The sequence below is a fragment of the Enterococcus sp. 3G6_DIV0642 genome, assembly GCF_002140635.1.
Taxonomy (GTDB): Bacteria; Bacillota; Bacilli; order Lactobacillales; family Enterococcaceae; genus Enterococcus_D; species Enterococcus_D casseliflavus.
In genome coordinates, this window is sequence record NZ_NGLH01000001.1 from 3414223 (window position 1) to 3431165 (window position 16943).

Genomic DNA, 16943 nt, shown 5'->3' on the forward strand with positions numbered 1-16943 from the left:
GGGGGCTATTTCCGCTGGTGGCGGAAATAGCGAGGGCCGTCTATTATTGCAAGCGATCTTCTGCTGTCTCGATTTGTTGGTTCAACGCGTCGGCGGCATTTTTAGCTTCTGTTTGTGCTTTTTGTTCTAATTCACGGGCTGTTTGTTGCTCCGCAAATTTTGTTAAGGCATCAACGGTGATCAAATCATCATCGTCATCATCCATATCACGTAGTTCGATCTCTGCATCATCGATATCTAGGACACGCATGTCTAGACCCAGTGATTGCAATTCTTTTACTAATACGCGGAATGATTCTGGTACACCTGGTTTTGGAATTGGTTCCCCTTTGACGATTGCTTCGTATGTTTTCACACGACCAACCACGTCATCTGATTTGTAGGTCAAGATTTCTTGCAAGGTGTAAGCAGCACCGTATGCTTCCAGTGCCCAAACTTCCATCTCTCCGAAACGTTGTCCACCAAATTGGGCTTTTCCTCCCAATGGTTGTTGAGTAACCAATGAGTAAGGTCCAATGGAACGGGCATGCAATTTATCATCGACCATGTGGGCCAATTTGATCATGTACATGACACCAACGGAGATGCGGCCATCAAATGGTTCGCCGGTACGTCCGTCGTAAAGCACTGTTTTGGCATCGCTGGCCATTCCTGCTTCAGCAACCGTTGCCCAAACATCTTCATCGCTGGCACCATCAAAGACTGGTGTTGCCACGTGAATGCCTAGTTGACGCGCAGCCATTCCTAAGTGTAACTCTAATACTTGTCCAATGTTCATCCGAGAAGGTACCCCTAATGGGTTCAGCATGATATCGACTGGTGTGCCATCTGGTAAGAAAGGCATGTCTTCTTCTGGCATAATGCGAGAAACGACCCCTTTGTTTCCGTGACGTCCGGCCATTTTATCCCCTTCATGGATTTTCCGTTTTTGAACGATATAAACGCGAACCAGCATGTTCACGCCTGGTGACAATTCATCGCCAGCTTCGCGGGTAAAGATTTTGACATCGTGGACGATTCCGCCGCCGCCGTGAGGCACGCGTAGAGAAGTGTCACGCACTTCGCGGGCTTTTTCGCCAAAGATTGCGTGCAATAAACGCTCTTCTGCTGAAAGTTCCGTTACCCCTTTTGGCGTGACTTTCCCAACAAGCAGATCGCCATCTTTGACTTCCGCACCAATGCGGATAATCCCCATTTCGTCTAGGTCTTTCAAAGCGTCTTCCCCAACGTTCGGGATTTCGCGAGTGATTTCTTCAGGTCCTAATTTTGTGTCGCGGGCTTCTGATTCATATTCTTCAATATGGACAGAAGTGTAAACATCATCTTTCACCAAACGACGGCTCATGATGATGGCATCTTCATAGTTGTACCCTTCCCAAGTCATGAATGCGACTAAGACGTTTTGTCCTAGTGCCATTTCGCCTTGTTCCATAGATGGGCCATCTGCTAAGATGTCGCCTTTTTCCACTTTTTCACCAAGTGCTACTAATGGACGTTGGTTGTAGCTGGTTCCTGAGTTTGAACGACGGAATTTGGTAACAGAATAAACGTCCAATGCGCCATTGTCACGACGAACGCGCACTTCGGCTGCATCCACGTATTCTACGATCCCATCATGTTTACATAACAAAGCAGCTCCTGAGTCATGTGCTGATTTGTATTCCATACCAGTACCAACCCAAGGTGCTTTCGGATTGATCAATGGTACAGCTTGCCGCTGCATGTTGGCACCCATCAAGGCACGGTTGGAGTCATCGTTTTCCAAGAAAGGAATACATGCGGTTGCGACTGCGACTACTTGTTTTGGTGATACGTCCATGTAGTCGACTTTATCGATCGAAACTTCCAAGTTTTCAGAAGTAGCACGCGCCATAACAACGTCGTTTACGAAAGAGCCGTCTTCATTTAACAAGCTGTTTGCTTGGGCCACAACGTAGTGGTCTTCGGTATCGGCAGTCAAGTAATCGATCTTGTCAGTAACACGGCCTGTTTCGCGGTCAACTCGACGGTATGGTGTTTCAATGAAGCCATACTTGTTGACTTTGGCATAAGAGGCCAAGCTGTTGATCAACCCGATGTTTGGTCCCTCAGGCGTTTCGATCGGACACATACGGCCATAGTGGGAATAGTGAACGTCTCGGACTTCATAGCCGGCACGGTCACGCGTCAAACCACCAGGTCCTAAGGCAGATAGACGACGTTTATGGGTCAATTCACCCAGTGGGTTTGTTTGGTCCATGAACTGTGACAACTGAGAAGAACCAAAGAATTCTTTGATACTTGCGACAACCGGACGGATATTGATCAACTGTTGCGGTGTCAAGGTTTCGGTGTCTTGGATCGACATCCGTTCACGCACGACACGCTCCATCCGAGCAAGCCCGATCCGGAATTGGTTTTGCAATAATTCACCAACAGAACGAATCCGACGGTTCCCTAAGTGGTCGATGTCATCGACATTGCCGATGCCTTCCATCAAGTTGAAGAAGTAGCTCATTGAAGCAATGATGTCTGCTGGACGAACCGTACGTGTAGCAGTATCTGGATAGCCATTACCGATCACGTTGACTTCTTGTTCTGGATCTTTTGGTGAAAAGACTTTGATGACTTGGACGGTCATTGGTTCGGTAACGACCCCATCTTCTGATGGATAGTACGTTACACTGTTTAGGCCATTATCGATAAATGCGCCTAGTGTTTCCATGACTTGGTGAGTCAAAACAGTGCCTTTTTCAACAATGATCTCGCCTGTTTCAGGGTCAACCAAGGTTTCTGCTAAGGTCAAGTTCAATAGACGTGTTTTCAAGTCTAATTTTTTGTTTACTTTGTAACGACCAACATTTGCTAAGTCGTAACGTTTTGGATCGAAGAAACGTGCGTTCAGCAAGCTACGTGAGCTGTCTGCTGTTTTTGGCTCGCCTGGACGAAGACGTTCGTAAACATCTTTCAATCCTTCTTCGGTACGAGAATCGCTTGCGTTTTTATGCAAGTCTTTCTCGATCGTGTTACGCAATGATTCACTGTCGCCGAAAATTTCAAAGATCGTGTCATCAGAACCAAACCCTAGGGCACGGACTAAGACCGTCAAAGGAATTTTACGGGTACGGTCAATCCGCACGTAAGAGATATCTTTGGCATCAGTTTCCATTTCTAACCACGCACCGCGGTTAGGGATAACAGTTGAACCAAAGCCTTCTTTGCCGTTTTTATCGACTTTGCCATGGAAATATACACCTGGAGAGCGGACCAACTGAGAAACGATAACCCGTTCTGCCCCGTTGATGATAAAGGTTCCTTGTTCAGTCATTAATGGGAAATCACCAAAGAATACTTCTTGGGATTTGATTTCCCCAGTTTCACGGTTCGTCAAACGCAAAGTAACATGTAATGGTGCCGAATAGTTTGCATCATGGGCACGGGCTTCTTCTACTGTATACTTTGGTTCTTTCAATTCATAATCCACAAATTCTAGGGACAAGTTACCGTTGAATCCTTCGATTGGCAAAATATCTTCAAACATTTCTCTTAGGCCCTCATCTAGGAACCATTGGTAAGAGTCGGTTTGAATTTCAATCAAATTCGGTAATTCTAATACTTCACTGATCCGTGCGAAACTTCTACGTTCGCGATGCTTTCCGTATTTTACTACGTGTCCAGCCAAGCTCTTCACCTCTTCATAAAGTCTTTCAAAAAGGCTATCCGATTATTTACAAAACTGTAACAAATATTAAATATAGGTTACAGAAAGCATTTTTTGCGGCTTTTAGGCAAAAAAAAACCAAAAATAGAACGGATGCATTGGGCATTTTCTACTTTTGTTTCCTTATTCCTAAGCCGAAACGGACAATATTTCGTTTCTGCTTTTTTCGTTCAGATAGTTTTTGCAACTCCTTATTATACAGACGAAGCACTTTTCTGTCAAGCTTTCATTGGAAGTTACAATGCTTTTCTGACGCACCCATTTCCTAAGATTTTCTAAAGAAAAAAACAAGGCTGGTGAGGACTGTTTTTCGTAAGAAACTACTTTGCTTTTTGCCGATTTCTTGCTATGCTAACGAAAACGTTACACGTGAAACATTAGGAAGGATATCCTTATGACGACAAAAGAAAAAATACTGACCTTATTACAAAAAGAAGATACTGTACTGTCCGGAGAAAAACTAGCCCAAGCCTTGTCGATCTCTCGTACAGCAGTCTGGAAAGCCATTAAAGAACTTGAGAAAGAAGGCTATCATTTCAAACACTTGGCCAACGGTTATCGCTTTGTCTCCGCTGACCGCTACGATCAAGCAGCACTTGCAGCCGCCTTGCCGATGATCCCCACGATTCAAATCAAGGATGCTGTTGAGTCCACCATGAAAGAAGCCAAAATCGCCGCTTTGGACAGTGGACTGGCAACCCCCGCCCTTTTTTTGACCGAAACGCAAACAGGCGGCCATGGCCGCTTCGAACGACCGTTTTTCTCACCGAAAAAACAAGGGATCTACATGAGCTTGCTCTTAAAACCCAACCAAGCGTTTCAAGAATTGCCGCAATATACCGTTTTGGCTGCGGTGGCAGTCGCAGAAGCCATCGATGCCCTTCTAATGAAGGAAACGGCCATTAAGTGGGTCAACGATCTGTACTTAGATGGAAAAAAAATCTGCGGTATTTTGTCTGAAGCAACCAGTGACTTTGAAACAGGCCGCATTACCTCGGTTGTGATCGGTATCGGCATCAGTTTTTCGATTCCGCAACAGCAGTTTCCAGCAGAGATTCGGGAAAAAGCGACCTCACTCTTTCCTGGCGAAGAGTATCCAACCTTTTCTCGGGCAACCTTGATCCAAGAAATTTGGCGTCGGTTCTTCCAATTATTGGCAAAGCTGCCTGACATGGATTACATGGCCCGCTATCGGCAGAAATCCTTCGTTTTGGGCCGCACCGTTCAGTTTACACAACAAGGTGTGACCTATGAAGGAATCGCCAAAGACATTACTAACACCGGTGAATTAGTGGTGGAAACAGCAACGGAGCGCAAGGTGCTTTCTTCTGGAGAAATCAGTTTGGAACGGTATTGATGCTGCAAAAAGTCGCAAATCCGCTTGCTGATTCGCTGCTTTCGTAAGGAATCAGTCAAAGCAATCGCGAGCATAAATACTCCATAAACAGACCTGCTTATTCCGAAGGTTTATACAAAAGAACAACCTAGGCAGCTCCCCTTTCTATCGGGTTTAGCCACTGTCACCAAAACTTTACTGTTGCAATCAGGATCGAAAAGAAAGCGAGCCTCATCTTTTCATACTAAGTAGGATGCTTGTTCTTTTATCATGTCTTTTCTACAGTTTTTATGCGCTCTTTCATTCCCCACATAAAAAAGATCGACCTGCTCTTTCAAGAGCGGGTCGATCTTTTCTTTTACAGCAATTGCCACAGCAGGCACAAAAGCAAGCCCAAGGCATAGCTGCTGTTGAATAAAATCATGTTTTTAATCGAATAGCCGAAGCTACGTGGGTGGGGCAGGCTGGTTTGATGTTCTTTCAAGTTTTGACGGATTTTCGGCAGTGTCAGAAACACGAGCAAAATTGGCCATTGAAAGAGACCAAACAAGAGGCCCAATAAAATAGCGGCATAAGACGCCAACATCATGCCTTGAAACAGACGGATACCTGCTTCGCGACCGATGTAGTACACCAGCGTGTAGCGATGGTTTTCGATATCAGCTTCCAGATCCCGTAAATTATTGGCTAACATGATGTCAGCAATCGTGAAAATCAACGGCAAGGATGCCAACACGATGGCGCACACGGCCCAGAGGTTCCCCACTAAGCCAAAGGTTCCGTTCGCAAAATCCAGTGCCAGATAAAACACTTTTTGATCAATGGTATTGATATAGATCGTGATGGCAAAAATCCCTAATCCCATCGTTACACCGCTGAACACCTCGCCTAAAGGCATCCGCGATAACGGAATGGGGCCAAAGGTATAAAAGACCCCGATAAAACAAACCACCAGCCCCATCACTAGCAACAGCCAGCCGGTAACAAAGGTCAAGTAAAGACCGATCAGTAAGGTTCCTGCCAGCATCGCAAAAATCAGATTGCGAACAGTAGCTTCTGAGATGTTTTCGCGCCCGATCACATTGTGCTGGTATTTGTAGGTCTCTGATTTGGCTTTTTTGAAATCCATATAATTGTTGATGGACGTCGTCGTCAAATCAAACAGCAGCATCCCCAGAAAAAAAATCACAGTATTCAACGGATGAAATTCATGAAAATACACCAACGAGAACAACACACCCATAATGAAAGGGAAGACACTCGCCACCTTGGTGCGGATCTCCACCACTTCTAAAAACACTGAAAGAGACATCTTTCACTCCTCCTATTCTAAATCAGCACGATCACCCATCGTGTAGCCTGATTCCTCTGAAAGCTCAAAGGTATCTTTGATGCCGTCTGTTACGTACACTTTATCTTCTTTTGTGATAAAGATCGCATCGGTTCCCTTTTCGGTATGCTGTTCGATATAAGCCAAGCCTTCTTTGACTCCTTTATCAAACGCCACCGTAGTCAACCCGTCACCATCGATGGATTTGTCAGTGATCACAGTCACACTTGCTACATCGCTATCGTAAGGATAGCCAGTCTCAGAATCAAAAATATGGTGATACGTTTTGCCGTCTACTTCTAAGTAGCGTTCGTAGATCCCTGAAGTAACTACTGTTTTATTGGTTTCTTTGATACTGCCGATAATCGAGCCGCGAGATTTGTTTGGATCTTGGATTCCGACATTCCATGGCTCATCTGCACCGCGGTTGCTATGACCTAACACATAGACATTCCCGCCCAAATCGACGATCGCGGAAGTCACGCCATTGTCCTTCAGCACTTTGACGACTTCATCCGTGATGTAGCCTTTGGCGATCGCCCCAAGGTCAAGGATCATGTCCTTGTCTTTTAAATACACCGTGTGGTCTTCGTCGTTAAACTCGACTTGTTCATAATTGATATGTTTCAACGCTTCATCGATCTCAGATTGCTCTGGCTTGCGGGCATCATCAAAGCCGATTCGCCATAATTGGGTGATCGCACCGATGGCCATATTAAAGCCGCCTTCTGATTTCACACTATAATCATAGGCTTCTTTCAACAAATAATAGATATCATCTGAAACCTTCACTGGCTTGATGCCAGCTTGCGCATTGATTTCATCGATCTCTGACCCTGCTTGGTTGATGGTGATTTTATCGCCTAACTCTCTGATGCGGTCAAAGGCAGGCTTCATAGCGTCCTCTTTGCCTTCATCATAAATGCGAATCCGAGTATACGTACCTAATAAAAATTCTTCTTGAAAATATGGTTCTTCTCGCAGCGTCGTTGCTTCCTGATCACTGCCGCAGGCTGCCAACATTGTGCCTAAAAAAACAAACATCAGAAAAAACGTTACTTTCTTTTTCATGATTTTCCTCTTTTCTATTGTCTTCAACCTTCATATAATAGCCTTTTTTTGGCAGAATGAAAAGGGGCATTCCGTGATTCCTCAACGTATTTTAGGAATCCTTAATCGAACCTTTTCTTCTTTGTAAAAAACAGTTCTTTTTAAAAAAAACCTTCCCACCAGATTGCTTCCTTTTGCACGAACTTGCTTTTGTGACCTTGTTGCCCACGAAAAAAAGACAGCACTCAAAACGAATGCTGTCCTCTTCATGGAAAGAAGTTGTGATTATTCAGTAACGAAGTTATCCACTTCGATTGTTGTTTGGTCGCCTTTTTCAGCGGCATTCAACAATTGTTGTGCATAGATAACAAAGCTGTGGAAGCTGTGGGTTGCCCCTGAAACAACATCCATGTCTGCCACAGAGCCGTCTTCGGCATTGACTGCAGAAACAAAGGCTTCATTGAAGTTTGGAATGAACTCTTCTGGACTTGTACCAGATTTTGCTTCCATGTTTTCGTTGTATGATGCATCATCTTTTTTCGACTCGCCTGCTTCGTTTAGGTAGTCGTAGTTTGATTCAGAGATTTTGCCGTCAGCTACAGTCATTGAGAAGACTACGCGGTAACCGTTTGAGTAGTTCTTTTCTTCTAATGTATAGGTTCCGTCTTTCAAGTCTGCACCATTGTCGATTTCAATGGTTTCCGTGTTGCCTGCTTGCGCCGCTTGAATCAATTGTTGTGCATAGTTTTGGAAGGAATCAAAGGAATGAGTCGCGCCAGAAACTACTTCGATTGAAGAAGGGCTTTGTGCGGCAACTAACTCTTCATTGAATTTAGGAATAAATTCTTCTGGGCTGATGCCTGCTTTTTCTTTCATTGTTTCATTGTATTCAGTGTTTTCTGTTTTTGATTCGCCATCCGCATTGACGTTGTCATATTTTGATTCAACGATTTTGCCGTCTTTGACTGTGATCTCAAATGTGACACGGTAGTCGTTTTTATAGTTCTTTTCTTCTAAACGATACGTACCATCTTGCATTGGCTCGCCTGCAACGACGGTTGCTTCTGAGCTTTCTGTAGTTGCAGAATCGCTTGCAGAAGTTTGTGATGTACTTTCACTAGTTGACGAAGAACCTGTATTGTTGTCGTCTGCTCCGCATCCCCCTAACAATAATCCTGCGAATGAAAATACCGCCATACCTACAATCAATTTCTTTGCTTTCATAATTATCCACCTTTTACTTGTTTATTTTCCCCACAAAAAAGTTTGTGATACATCTAACATTGTAAAGTAAATTTACGAGATGTCAACCGCTTCCTTTCCGCTTTTTCAATAAAAAATGACTTATTTTTTGATTTTCGCAAGTTTTCACGAATTTCAGGAAATATGCGTTTTTTTCATCAGAATCGTTAGACAAATGAACCATTTGTCTATATAATAGGAACGATTGTGTAATTATTATCATAGATTATTTTTATTAAGGAGAGATTTGCAATGGCAAAGAAAAACATTGTCGTTGTCGGTGCCGGTTATGCAGGCGTTTCTGCTACGAAGTACATGGCAAAGAAATTGAAAAAAGACAATGATGTTGAGATAACATTGATCGACCGTCACTCTTATCATACGATGATGACTGAACTGCATGAAGTCGCTGGAGGACGTGTAGAACCTACCGCAATTCAATATGACTTGCAGCGCTTGTTCTCACGCAAGAAAAATGTTCGTTTAGTAACCGATACAGTAACTGGGATCGATAAAGAAAATAAAACCGTCCAAACAAAATTAGGCAGCTATTCATTTGACTACTTGATCTTAGGGATGGGTGGCGAACCGAATGACTTCGGTACACCTGGTGTCAAAGAAAATGGCTTTACTCTATGGTCATTTGACGATGCTGTCCGCATTCGCGAACACATTGAAAAAACTGTCGCAAAAGCAGCGATCGAACCAGATGCAGCATTACGTAAAGCAATGTTGACGTTTGTCGTTTGTGGTTCTGGATTTACTGGGATCGAAATGATCGGTGAACTGATCGATTGGAAAGATCGTTTAGCTTCCGATTATAAATTGGACCCAAGTGAAATCAGCTTGAAAGTCGTTGAAGCAATGCCAACGATCTTAAACATGCTTGATCGTAACGATGCAGCCAAAGCAGAACGTTACTTGAAGAAAAACAATGTTGATCTTGTCTTGAATGCACCAATCGTTGAAGTGGCACCTGACCACATCAAACTAAAAGATGGTTCAACGATCCCAACCCACACATTGATCTGGACTGCTGGTGTCAAAGGAACTAGCGATGCTGCTGATTTCGGTTTAGAAACCGCGCGTGGGTTCCGTCTAGTTGCCAATGAGTACATGGAAGCAAAAGGCTACGAAGACAAAAACATCTATATTATTGGTGACTTGGTTTACTTCGAAGAATTCCCGAACACACCAACACCACAAATCGTGCAAGCAGCTGAACAAACTGGGCACACTGCAGCAACGAATATCGTTTCAGCCATCAAAGGCGGCGAAAAACATAAATTCAAAGGAAACTACCAAGGATTTATGGTTTCCATCGGTGCCAAATGGGGCGTGGCGAACTTATTCAATAAGATTCACCTGAGCGGTTTCTTAGCGATCATTATGAAACATATCGTTAACTTGAAATACTTCTTTGATATTCGTTCTGGTTACTACATGTTCCAATACTTGATGCATGAAATCTTCCACATCAAAGATGACCGGACAGTAGCCCGTGGTCATACGTCTCGTTACGGAAACGTCTTGTGGAGTGTTCCGCTTCGTATTTTCTATGGTCTTGTCTGGTTCGTTGAAGCCTTCAAGAAAATTTTGGGTACGAATGGGGAAGTCTTCAAACCTGGTACATGGTTCGGTGAAGGTTCTTGGTTCCAAGGCAACAGCGTATTCCCTTGGACTTGGGAATATCAAACAGTCGCTGATGCAGCCAGTGGTGCTAGTGAAGCAGCCGATGCAGCCAGTGCCGCTAGTGGTGCCGGTGAAGCAGCCGATGCAGCGACACAAGCCGCACACTTCGGTTTGAGCTATGCTTACGGTGAGCAACCAATGATCGTGATTGAAAAATCACCTGACTGGTTCACAAAAGTTATGCAATTTATCATGCCAAACAACGACGTTGCAATGTTCTTCCAAAAATTCATGGTCTTCTTTGAAATTGCTTTAGCTCTTGCATTGATGGCTGGTCTCTTCACTTGGTTAGTAAACGCAACGACTATCGTTTTAGTATTGACTTTCTGTATGTCTGGTATGTTCTACTGGGTAAACATCTGGTTCATTCCAGTTGCATTTGCCTTGATGAACGGTTCAGGACGCGCAGTCGGTTTAGACCGTTGGGTAATCCCATGGTTGCAACGTACCCTTGGAAAATGGTGGTACGGTACCCCTCGCTCCTTATATGGCAATAAATAAGCCAGCAAAATAGAATACCTGTACGACTTCATGAGACTAAGACATTCTGATTTTCAATCAGTGTCTTGGTCTCTTTCCAAGTACAGAACTTTTTCTTGATCGTCCTTGCACAGAAATCGGTGGATTATTGAGGATTCAGCTAGTAGAATCTTGTCTTCTTATGCTAGAATGAGACACATCACATGAAAGAACAGGAGTCTTTTTTGATGAAATTAAAAGAATTTATCCGCGATGCCCATTTAAAACCATGGGATGGCGTCATCATACTTGTTTTGATCCTCAGCTCTTTTTTACCGATTTTTATTTTTGGCCAGACGCAAACAGCGGACAAAGAAGCCGTCTTGCGGGTCGATGGGACAGAAATCAAGCGTTTTGACTTAGTTGAAGGTCAAAAAACGTACACCTATCTTTATGAAGATGAAGATGGCGATACCAATTTACTGGAGATCGAAGGGGATCGGATCCGAATCAAGGAAGCCGATTGCGGCGACCAGATTTGTGTCCGCCGTGGCTGGGCCAGTAAAAATGGGGAAACCATCGTCTGTCTGCCTCATAAATTGGTGATCGAAATCCAAGCCGCAGATGGGAGTGAGACCGACGATCTAATCTATTGATCGTTTGCTTATGAGTCGATTACAACGAATAATTTTCATCTCACTGCTGGTCGCCCAAGGGGTCGTGATTGGTTTAGTTGAAAATATGATCCCTTATCCATTTGCCTTTGCGCCTGGTGCGAAACTAGGTTTGGCAAATTTAATTACCATTATTGCTTTGTTCACTATGCCGAAAAAAGACAGCTTTCTCTTGATTTGGCTAAGACTGATCTTAACGACGTTACTAGGAGGAACGGTTTCGACCTTCTTATATAGTATGAGCGGTTCCTTACTGAGCTACTTTGGGATGTCTTTGGTGAAACAGTTGGGGCCTAAGCGTGTCAGCATCATCGGCATTAGTGCGGCCGGCGGTTTCTTACACAACGTCGGACAGTTGATCACTGCCTCATGGATCGCTCAATCCTGGAGCGTGATGCTCTACTTGCCGGTCCTGTCTTTCTTTGGGATCTTGTCCGGGATCGCTATCGGGATCGCCGCCAACTACTTGCTGCGCCGTGTCGAAACACTGCGCCGTTTTCAAATTGATTATGAACGCCAGACCAAAGTCAAATGGCGCTCGGATTCAGAATAAAGGAGTTAATTATGAAACTTCATTCCATGTGGCAAGAGTATCCAGCACTGCAAGCTGACTTATCTGCCTCCTTGCAATTGATGGAAAAATCATTAAAACTAAAAAACAAAGAGGTCGAACAAGCGATCCTGTCCATGATCCATTCAGGTGGGAAACTGCTGCGTCCTGCTTATCAGCTGCTCTTTTCTGCTTATGGCAGCGACAAAGATCGCGAAAAAGCCGTCGCATTGGCGGCCTCGATCGAAATGCTCCACACTGCCTCGTTGATCCACGACGATATCGTCGATCATGCGGACACCCGCCGCAAGCTGCCGACCATTCGTTCCGAATTTGGCAACGATGTCGCTGTCTATGCTGGTGATTACCTCTTTGTCTGCTGCTTTAAATTGATGGCGGATTATGCCAGCTCCATGAAAAGCTTGCAGATGAATTCCCGTAGTATGGAAAAAATCCTGGCCGGCGAATTAGGACAAATGAGCAAACGATACGATTTGTCCGTCACTGTCGAGGATTACTTAGAAAACATTCGCGGCAAAACCGCTGAGTTGTTTGCTTTAAGCTGCTTCATCGGGGCTTACGAAAGCGGCACCTCCTTGCGCTTTGCCAATCAAGCCCGTGAGATCGGTGAAGCCATTGGCCTTGCCTTTCAAATCATGGATGACGTCTTGGATTACAGCCAAGATGCGGCTGCTTTAGGAAAACCAGTATTGGAAGATGTTCGGCAAGGCGTCTATTCCCTGCCGCTGTTGATGGCATTGAAAAGTGACCGCCAACAGCTGCTCCCATTGCTGGAAAAACAAGACGCTATGACGGACACCGACACCCACGAAGTCTATCGGATCGTCCAAGAAAGTGCTGGGATCGAGGAAGCCAAGAAACTCGCAGCCGACTATACGAAAAAAGCTTTGCAGGCGATCCAGAAATTACCTGAGACCAAAGATGAAACCAAAACGTATCTTTACCAGATCACTGCTCAGATCCTAGGGCGTCAGAACTGATCAAGGATCTAGCAAAAGCCTAGCAGCTGGAATCATACTGAAATAAGTCCCCAAGGTTAGATTTTTGATCTACCTTTGGGGGCTTTTTAGTTGATAGCTAGAATTTTATACGCAAAAAAAAGCCTCAACTGACAAATCATCTGTCAGTTGAGGTTTTTTTTCTTTTAACGCATCGTCACAAATTCTTCTGACCCCGTCGGATGAATGGCAACGGTTTGATCAAAGTCTGCTTTTGTAGCACCCATTTTGATGGCTACAGCGAAGCCTTGCAGCATTTCATCGACACCGATCCCGATGCCGTGCAGACCGATGATTTTTTCTTCTTCTCCTAAGCACACCAATTTCATCTCACATTTTTGGCGATACTCATTTAAAGCAAAGAACATCGGTGTAAAGCGCGAGCGATACACCTTTATCTGCTCTTGGCCGTATTTTGCCAAGGCTGCTTCTTCGGATAAACCAATCGTGGCAATCGGTGGATGAGTAAAGATGACCGTCGGTACTAAGTGATAATCCAAGTACGCATCGCTTTGACCGTTGAACAAGCGTTCAGACAAGCGACGACCGGCGGCGATCGCAACCGGGGTCAAATCCAATTTTCCGATGACATCCCCCACCGCAAAAATCGAGTCAGCTGTGGTATTTTGATATTTGTCCACAATGATAAACCCTTTTTCATCCAATTGGACATCGGTGTTTTCCAGACCTAACTTATCCGTATTCGGCACACGACCACCAGCAAAAAGGACGCAATCGCCGGTCAAGGTTTCGCCATTTTCAAAGTGAACGATATACTCGTCACCTTCTTTAATGATACGAGAGGCCACGTAGCCTGCATAAGTTTCGATTCCTGATTCTTGGTACATCTCCACGAGATTATCCGCAAGCATCTTGTCAAAGGTTCGTAATGGCCGCTCTTTGCGGTACGCCCAAGCCACTTGGCTGCCCAGCTGTTGGCTGACACCGCTGATTTCGGCTGCGATGTAGCCAGCCCCTAAGACGACCATACGCTTTGGTGCTTCTCGCAACGCAAAAAAACCATTCGAGTCAATGGCGTACTCACCGCCGGGAATACTCATCGCGCTAGGTTTTCCACCGGTGGCAATCAAAATGTTTGCTGCATGGTAGTTTTCCCCATTGACGGTAACCGTGTGGTTATCCACAAACTGTGCATAACCGTGGATAACTTCTACATTGTTGCTGTCTAAGCCTTTTTGATAGGCTGTGTGTAAAAAATCAATGTATTTTTCACGGTTATCCACAAGCTCAGTAAAATTAAATTTATCCACATGTGGATAAATGCCGTAGCTAGTTGCGTCCCGTTTAATCATTTCTAACATCTCACTAGCTTGCCACATGACTTTTTTCGGTACACAACCGACATTGACACAGGTGCCGCCTAATTCATTGCCTTCAATCAATAATACTTTGGCGCCGTGCATCCCTGCCCGATTGGCTGAGGCGATTCCGCCGCTGCCGCCACCAATTACTATGTAGTCGTATGTTTCCATATTTGTTGTTTCCTCCTTAAGATTGTCTATGTTCTCATCGATCCTTTTTGGCTGGATTGATTCAACAAAAAAAGCCGAGAGAAACTCTCGACCTTATTTTTTCTTCCGAATCATGTCTCCGACTTCCACCGGTTCTTTGACCGGCATCGTCAACAGCATCATAGGATTTGGTGCACGATCGATGGATTCACCGTCTTCATTATACATGACTTCGACGGTTTGGTGAAAGTGATGGAATCCGGGACCGTAAAATTCGATTTCATCGCCAACGGAAAAGTGGTTCCGTTGCCGAATCGTAGCTACTTTTGTTGCCGGATCATACGCCATGACTTCCCCAATAAATTTGTATTGCGGAATTTTCCGACGCGGACCAAACAACTGCTCATTTTCACTTGGGGTATCGTAGTAAAAGCCTGAGGCAAGCTCTCGCTGCGCAACTTTCCACAGTTCATCGATCCATTCTTGTTTGCAGACATAGTTCTCTGGATCGGCCATGTAACTGTCCACGGCTGCTTTATAAACGTTCGCCACGGTTGAAACATAGTGGATCGATTTCATGCGGCCTTCGATTTTGAAACTATCCACGCCGTTTTCAATCAAATCAGGGATATGTTCGATCATCGACATATCCACAGCACTCATGGAAAACTCTTCTTCCACTGTCCCATTTTTAGTCAAACTGTTTCGTTCCGTTGCAAAGGGCATGTCAAACAGATCATATTTCCAGCGGCAAGATTGCGAACAGCCGCCGCGATTGGCGTCTCGCATCGACATATGATTGGACAAAGTACAACGGCCAGAATAAGAAATACACATGGCACCATGAATAAAGGCTTCGATCTCCACGCTAGTATTTTTGCGGATCTCAGCGACTTCCTCCATCGACACTTCTCGGGCGAGAACGACCCGTTCTAGGCCTTCTTCCCGCCAAAATTCCAATGTTTCATAGTTCGTGGCACTGGCTTGGGTGGACAAATGGATCGGTAGACCTGGCGCTTCTGTTGCGCAGATCTGGATCAAAGCGGGATCAGAAACGATCACTGCCGAAATACCGACATCTCGCAATTCCCGAAAGAATTCCCCTGCACCTTCTTGATTGCCCTCGTGGGTCACCATGTTGGCTGCTACATAGACTTTTGCGTTGTGGGCTTTGGCAAAAGCCACCCCTTCCGCCATTTCTTCATAGGTAAAGTTTCCCGCGCGACTCCGTAGACCATAGGCATTGCCGCCGATATAGACAGCGTCAGCGCCATAGTGGATCGCTGTTTTTAATTTTTCTAACGTACCAGCTGGTGCTAACACTTCTGGTCGTTTCAATGCTTGTTTAACGGTCATTTGTTCTTGCTCCTTACTTGATATCGTCAGGATCGATGGCATAAAATCCAGTGTCCAACCCACGTTCTGCTGGATGAAGTTGGGCAACTTGTTCACTGAGCACAGTTGCTTGCTCTGCTTGCCACTTCCCACTTTCCACAAGGCTCTTGGCTTGGGCAAACAGCTTAGCAATTGCCACAAAGGCAGCCCCTCGTGTATAGATTCCGTCCAGCTTCCAGGTTTGAAAGCCTGTTGCGGCTAATTCCGCCAGCTGCAGCATCAGATTGATGTCGTTATTGGCAAAAATGTGCGTGCCGTGGCTATCTTCATAAATGGAATAGTGGGTTTCTTCTTTTTTCGGTTCAGATAAAAACAACCCACGGTCGTGGTTCTTTTCTTCCGATTGTTGGGTATAGTTATAATAATTTTGTAAAAGCGGACGCTTCGATTGGTGAATGCATGTCGCACCATAAACCAATACTTCCACAGGAATATTTAGTTGCGGTGCCATGATTTTCATTTCCTCGAAAGGAACTTCTCGCGCTAAAACGGCTGCCTTTGCTCCTTTTTGTCCCCAAAAATTGATTTGACGAGCGCTCGTTACTAAGGTTTCCCCTGCATAGATAAATGGCAAGGCACATTCTGGATTTTGCTTCATGCGGTAAATGATCCCAGGATCTCCGAGAGCGATTTGATCGGCTTGATTGGTCTTCAGAAATGCTAGGTATTCTGGAATCCGCTTCATTTTTTCTGGATGCATGATGCCATTGACTGCGATCGTCACTTTCTTTCCAGCTTCGTGGGCCATGTCGATCAGTCTGATTTGCTCTTCACGAGAAAAAGAGGCCGGTAGGCGCAGCCCGAATGTCTCTTCTCCAAAAAACAATGTATCAACATAAGGGATGAGCTGCTGTGCTTGCTCGATCGATTCCACCGTGGCGATAATCTCAACCATAATACTCCTCCTTTTTTCAACTCATTCATAGTATCACACAGCAGGATTCTTTCCAAGAGGTCTCGTTACTCTTTTTTTCACGAATAGCGCTTTTTCCGTTAATCAACCGTTGTCATAAAGCTATTTAGA

12 protein-coding genes are annotated in these 16943 nt (G+C 44.8%); 5 read left to right on the plus strand and 7 right to left on the minus strand.

Going from position 1 to position 16943, the window contains the following annotated elements; translation table 11 throughout:
* Positions 1-43: 43 nt before the first annotated feature.
* Positions 44-3661 carry a DNA-directed RNA polymerase subunit beta gene (gene rpoB / locus A5878_RS16510; protein WP_008381746.1) on the minus strand — a complete coding sequence of 1206 codons (3618 nt, stop codon included), beginning with the start codon at positions 3659-3661 and terminating at the stop codon, positions 44-46.
* 433 nt (positions 3662-4094) lie between these two features.
* Between rpoB and A5878_RS16520 the strand changes: the two genes are divergently transcribed.
* The gene (locus A5878_RS16520) at positions 4095-5057 is read left to right on the plus strand and encodes a biotin--[acetyl-CoA-carboxylase] ligase (RefSeq protein WP_005230334.1); all 963 of its coding nucleotides are present in this window, start codon (positions 4095-4097) and stop codon (positions 5055-5057) included.
* Positions 5058-5394: 337 nt separating this feature from the next.
* On the opposite strand, the gene menA is transcribed toward A5878_RS16520, so the two are convergent.
* The 3 genes from menA to pplA all read right to left on the minus strand — a co-directional run bounded on the left by menA (position 5395) and on the right by pplA (position 8640).
* The gene (gene menA / locus A5878_RS16525) at positions 5395-6348 is read right to left on the minus strand and encodes a 1,4-dihydroxy-2-naphthoate polyprenyltransferase (protein ID WP_005230333.1); all 954 of its coding nucleotides are present in this window, start codon (positions 6346-6348) and stop codon (positions 5395-5397) included.
* Positions 6349-6360: 12 nt separating this feature from the next.
* On the minus strand, positions 6361-7437 hold the full coding sequence (locus tag A5878_RS16530; protein WP_005230331.1) for an FAD:protein FMN transferase: 1077 nt from the start codon (positions 7435-7437) through the stop codon (positions 6361-6363).
* A 264-nt stretch (positions 7438-7701) separates the two neighbouring features.
* Positions 7702-8640 carry an extracellular electron transfer flavoprotein PplA gene (gene pplA / locus A5878_RS16535; protein WP_005230329.1) on the minus strand — a complete coding sequence of 313 codons (939 nt, stop codon included), beginning with the start codon at positions 8638-8640 and terminating at the stop codon, positions 7702-7704.
* A gap of 270 nt (positions 8641-8910) precedes the next feature.
* Between pplA and A5878_RS16540 the strand changes: the two genes are divergently transcribed.
* The 4 genes from A5878_RS16540 to A5878_RS16555 all read left to right on the plus strand — a co-directional run bounded on the left by A5878_RS16540 (position 8911) and on the right by A5878_RS16555 (position 13034).
* Complete coding sequence (locus A5878_RS16540; protein ID WP_005230327.1) at positions 8911-10851, plus strand: NAD(P)/FAD-dependent oxidoreductase; 1941 nt, start codon at positions 8911-8913, stop codon at positions 10849-10851.
* Positions 10852-11057: 206 nt separating this feature from the next.
* Positions 11058-11465 carry a NusG domain II-containing protein gene (locus A5878_RS16545; protein WP_010748871.1) on the plus strand — a complete coding sequence of 136 codons (408 nt, stop codon included), beginning with the start codon at positions 11058-11060 and terminating at the stop codon, positions 11463-11465.
* 10 nt (positions 11466-11475) lie between these two features.
* Positions 11476-12036, plus strand: a complete 561-nt coding sequence (locus tag A5878_RS16550; protein WP_005232987.1) for a Gx transporter family protein — start codon at positions 11476-11478, stop codon at positions 12034-12036.
* Positions 12037-12047: 11 nt separating this feature from the next.
* A complete protein-coding gene (locus A5878_RS16555; RefSeq protein WP_010748870.1) occupies positions 12048-13034 on the plus strand; it encodes a polyprenyl synthetase family protein in 987 nt (328 codons plus the stop codon).
* A 164-nt stretch (positions 13035-13198) separates the two neighbouring features.
* Here A5878_RS16555 and gor read toward each other — a convergent pair whose 3' ends face one another.
* The 3 genes from gor to A5878_RS16570 form a co-directional block, all read right to left on the minus strand.
* Positions 13199-14545 carry a glutathione-disulfide reductase gene (gor, locus tag A5878_RS16560; protein WP_086295779.1) on the minus strand — a complete coding sequence of 449 codons (1347 nt, stop codon included), beginning with the start codon at positions 14543-14545 and terminating at the stop codon, positions 13199-13201.
* 93 nt (positions 14546-14638) lie between these two features.
* Positions 14639-15880: a U32 family peptidase gene (locus tag A5878_RS16565; protein ID WP_086295780.1), complete on the minus strand. Its 1242-nt coding sequence runs from the start codon at positions 15878-15880 to the stop codon at positions 14639-14641.
* 13 nt (positions 15881-15893) lie between these two features.
* Positions 15894-16814, minus strand: coding sequence for a peptidase U32 family protein (locus A5878_RS16570; protein ID WP_086291456.1), 921 nt, complete (start codon positions 16812-16814; stop codon positions 15894-15896).
* Positions 16815-16943: the final 129 nt, after the last annotated feature.

Bases quoted from the DNA above. Each gene is read 5' to 3' on its own strand.
- pplA (WP_005230329.1), bottom strand. From the start codon at position 8,640: ATGAAAGCAAAGAAATTGATTGTAGGTATGGCGGTATTTTCATTCGCA.
- A5878_RS16565 (WP_086295780.1), bottom strand. From the start codon at position 15,880: ATGACCGTTAAACAAGCATTGAAACGACCAGAAGTGTTAGCACCAGCT.
- A5878_RS16540 (WP_005230327.1), top strand. From the start codon at position 8,911: ATGGCAAAGAAAAACATTGTCGTTGTCGGTGCCGGTTATGCAGGCGTT.
- A5878_RS16520 (WP_005230334.1), top strand. From the start codon at position 4,095: ATGACGACAAAAGAAAAAATACTGACCTTATTACAAAAAGAAGATACT.
- menA (WP_005230333.1), bottom strand. From the start codon at position 6,348: ATGTCTCTTTCAGTGTTTTTAGAAGTGGTGGAGATCCGCACCAAGGTG.
- A5878_RS16530 (WP_005230331.1), bottom strand. From the start codon at position 7,437: ATGAAAAAGAAAGTAACGTTTTTTCTGATGTTTGTTTTTTTAGGCACA.
- A5878_RS16570 (WP_086291456.1), bottom strand. From the start codon at position 16,814: ATGGTTGAGATTATCGCCACGGTGGAATCGATCGAGCAAGCACAGCAG.
- A5878_RS16555 (WP_010748870.1), top strand. From the start codon at position 12,048: ATGAAACTTCATTCCATGTGGCAAGAGTATCCAGCACTGCAAGCTGAC.
- A5878_RS16545 (WP_010748871.1), top strand. From the start codon at position 11,058: ATGAAATTAAAAGAATTTATCCGCGATGCCCATTTAAAACCATGGGAT.
- gor (WP_086295779.1), bottom strand. From the start codon at position 14,545: ATGGAAACATACGACTACATAGTAATTGGTGGCGGCAGCGGCGGAATC.
- A5878_RS16550 (WP_005232987.1), top strand. From the start codon at position 11,476: ATGAGTCGATTACAACGAATAATTTTCATCTCACTGCTGGTCGCCCAA.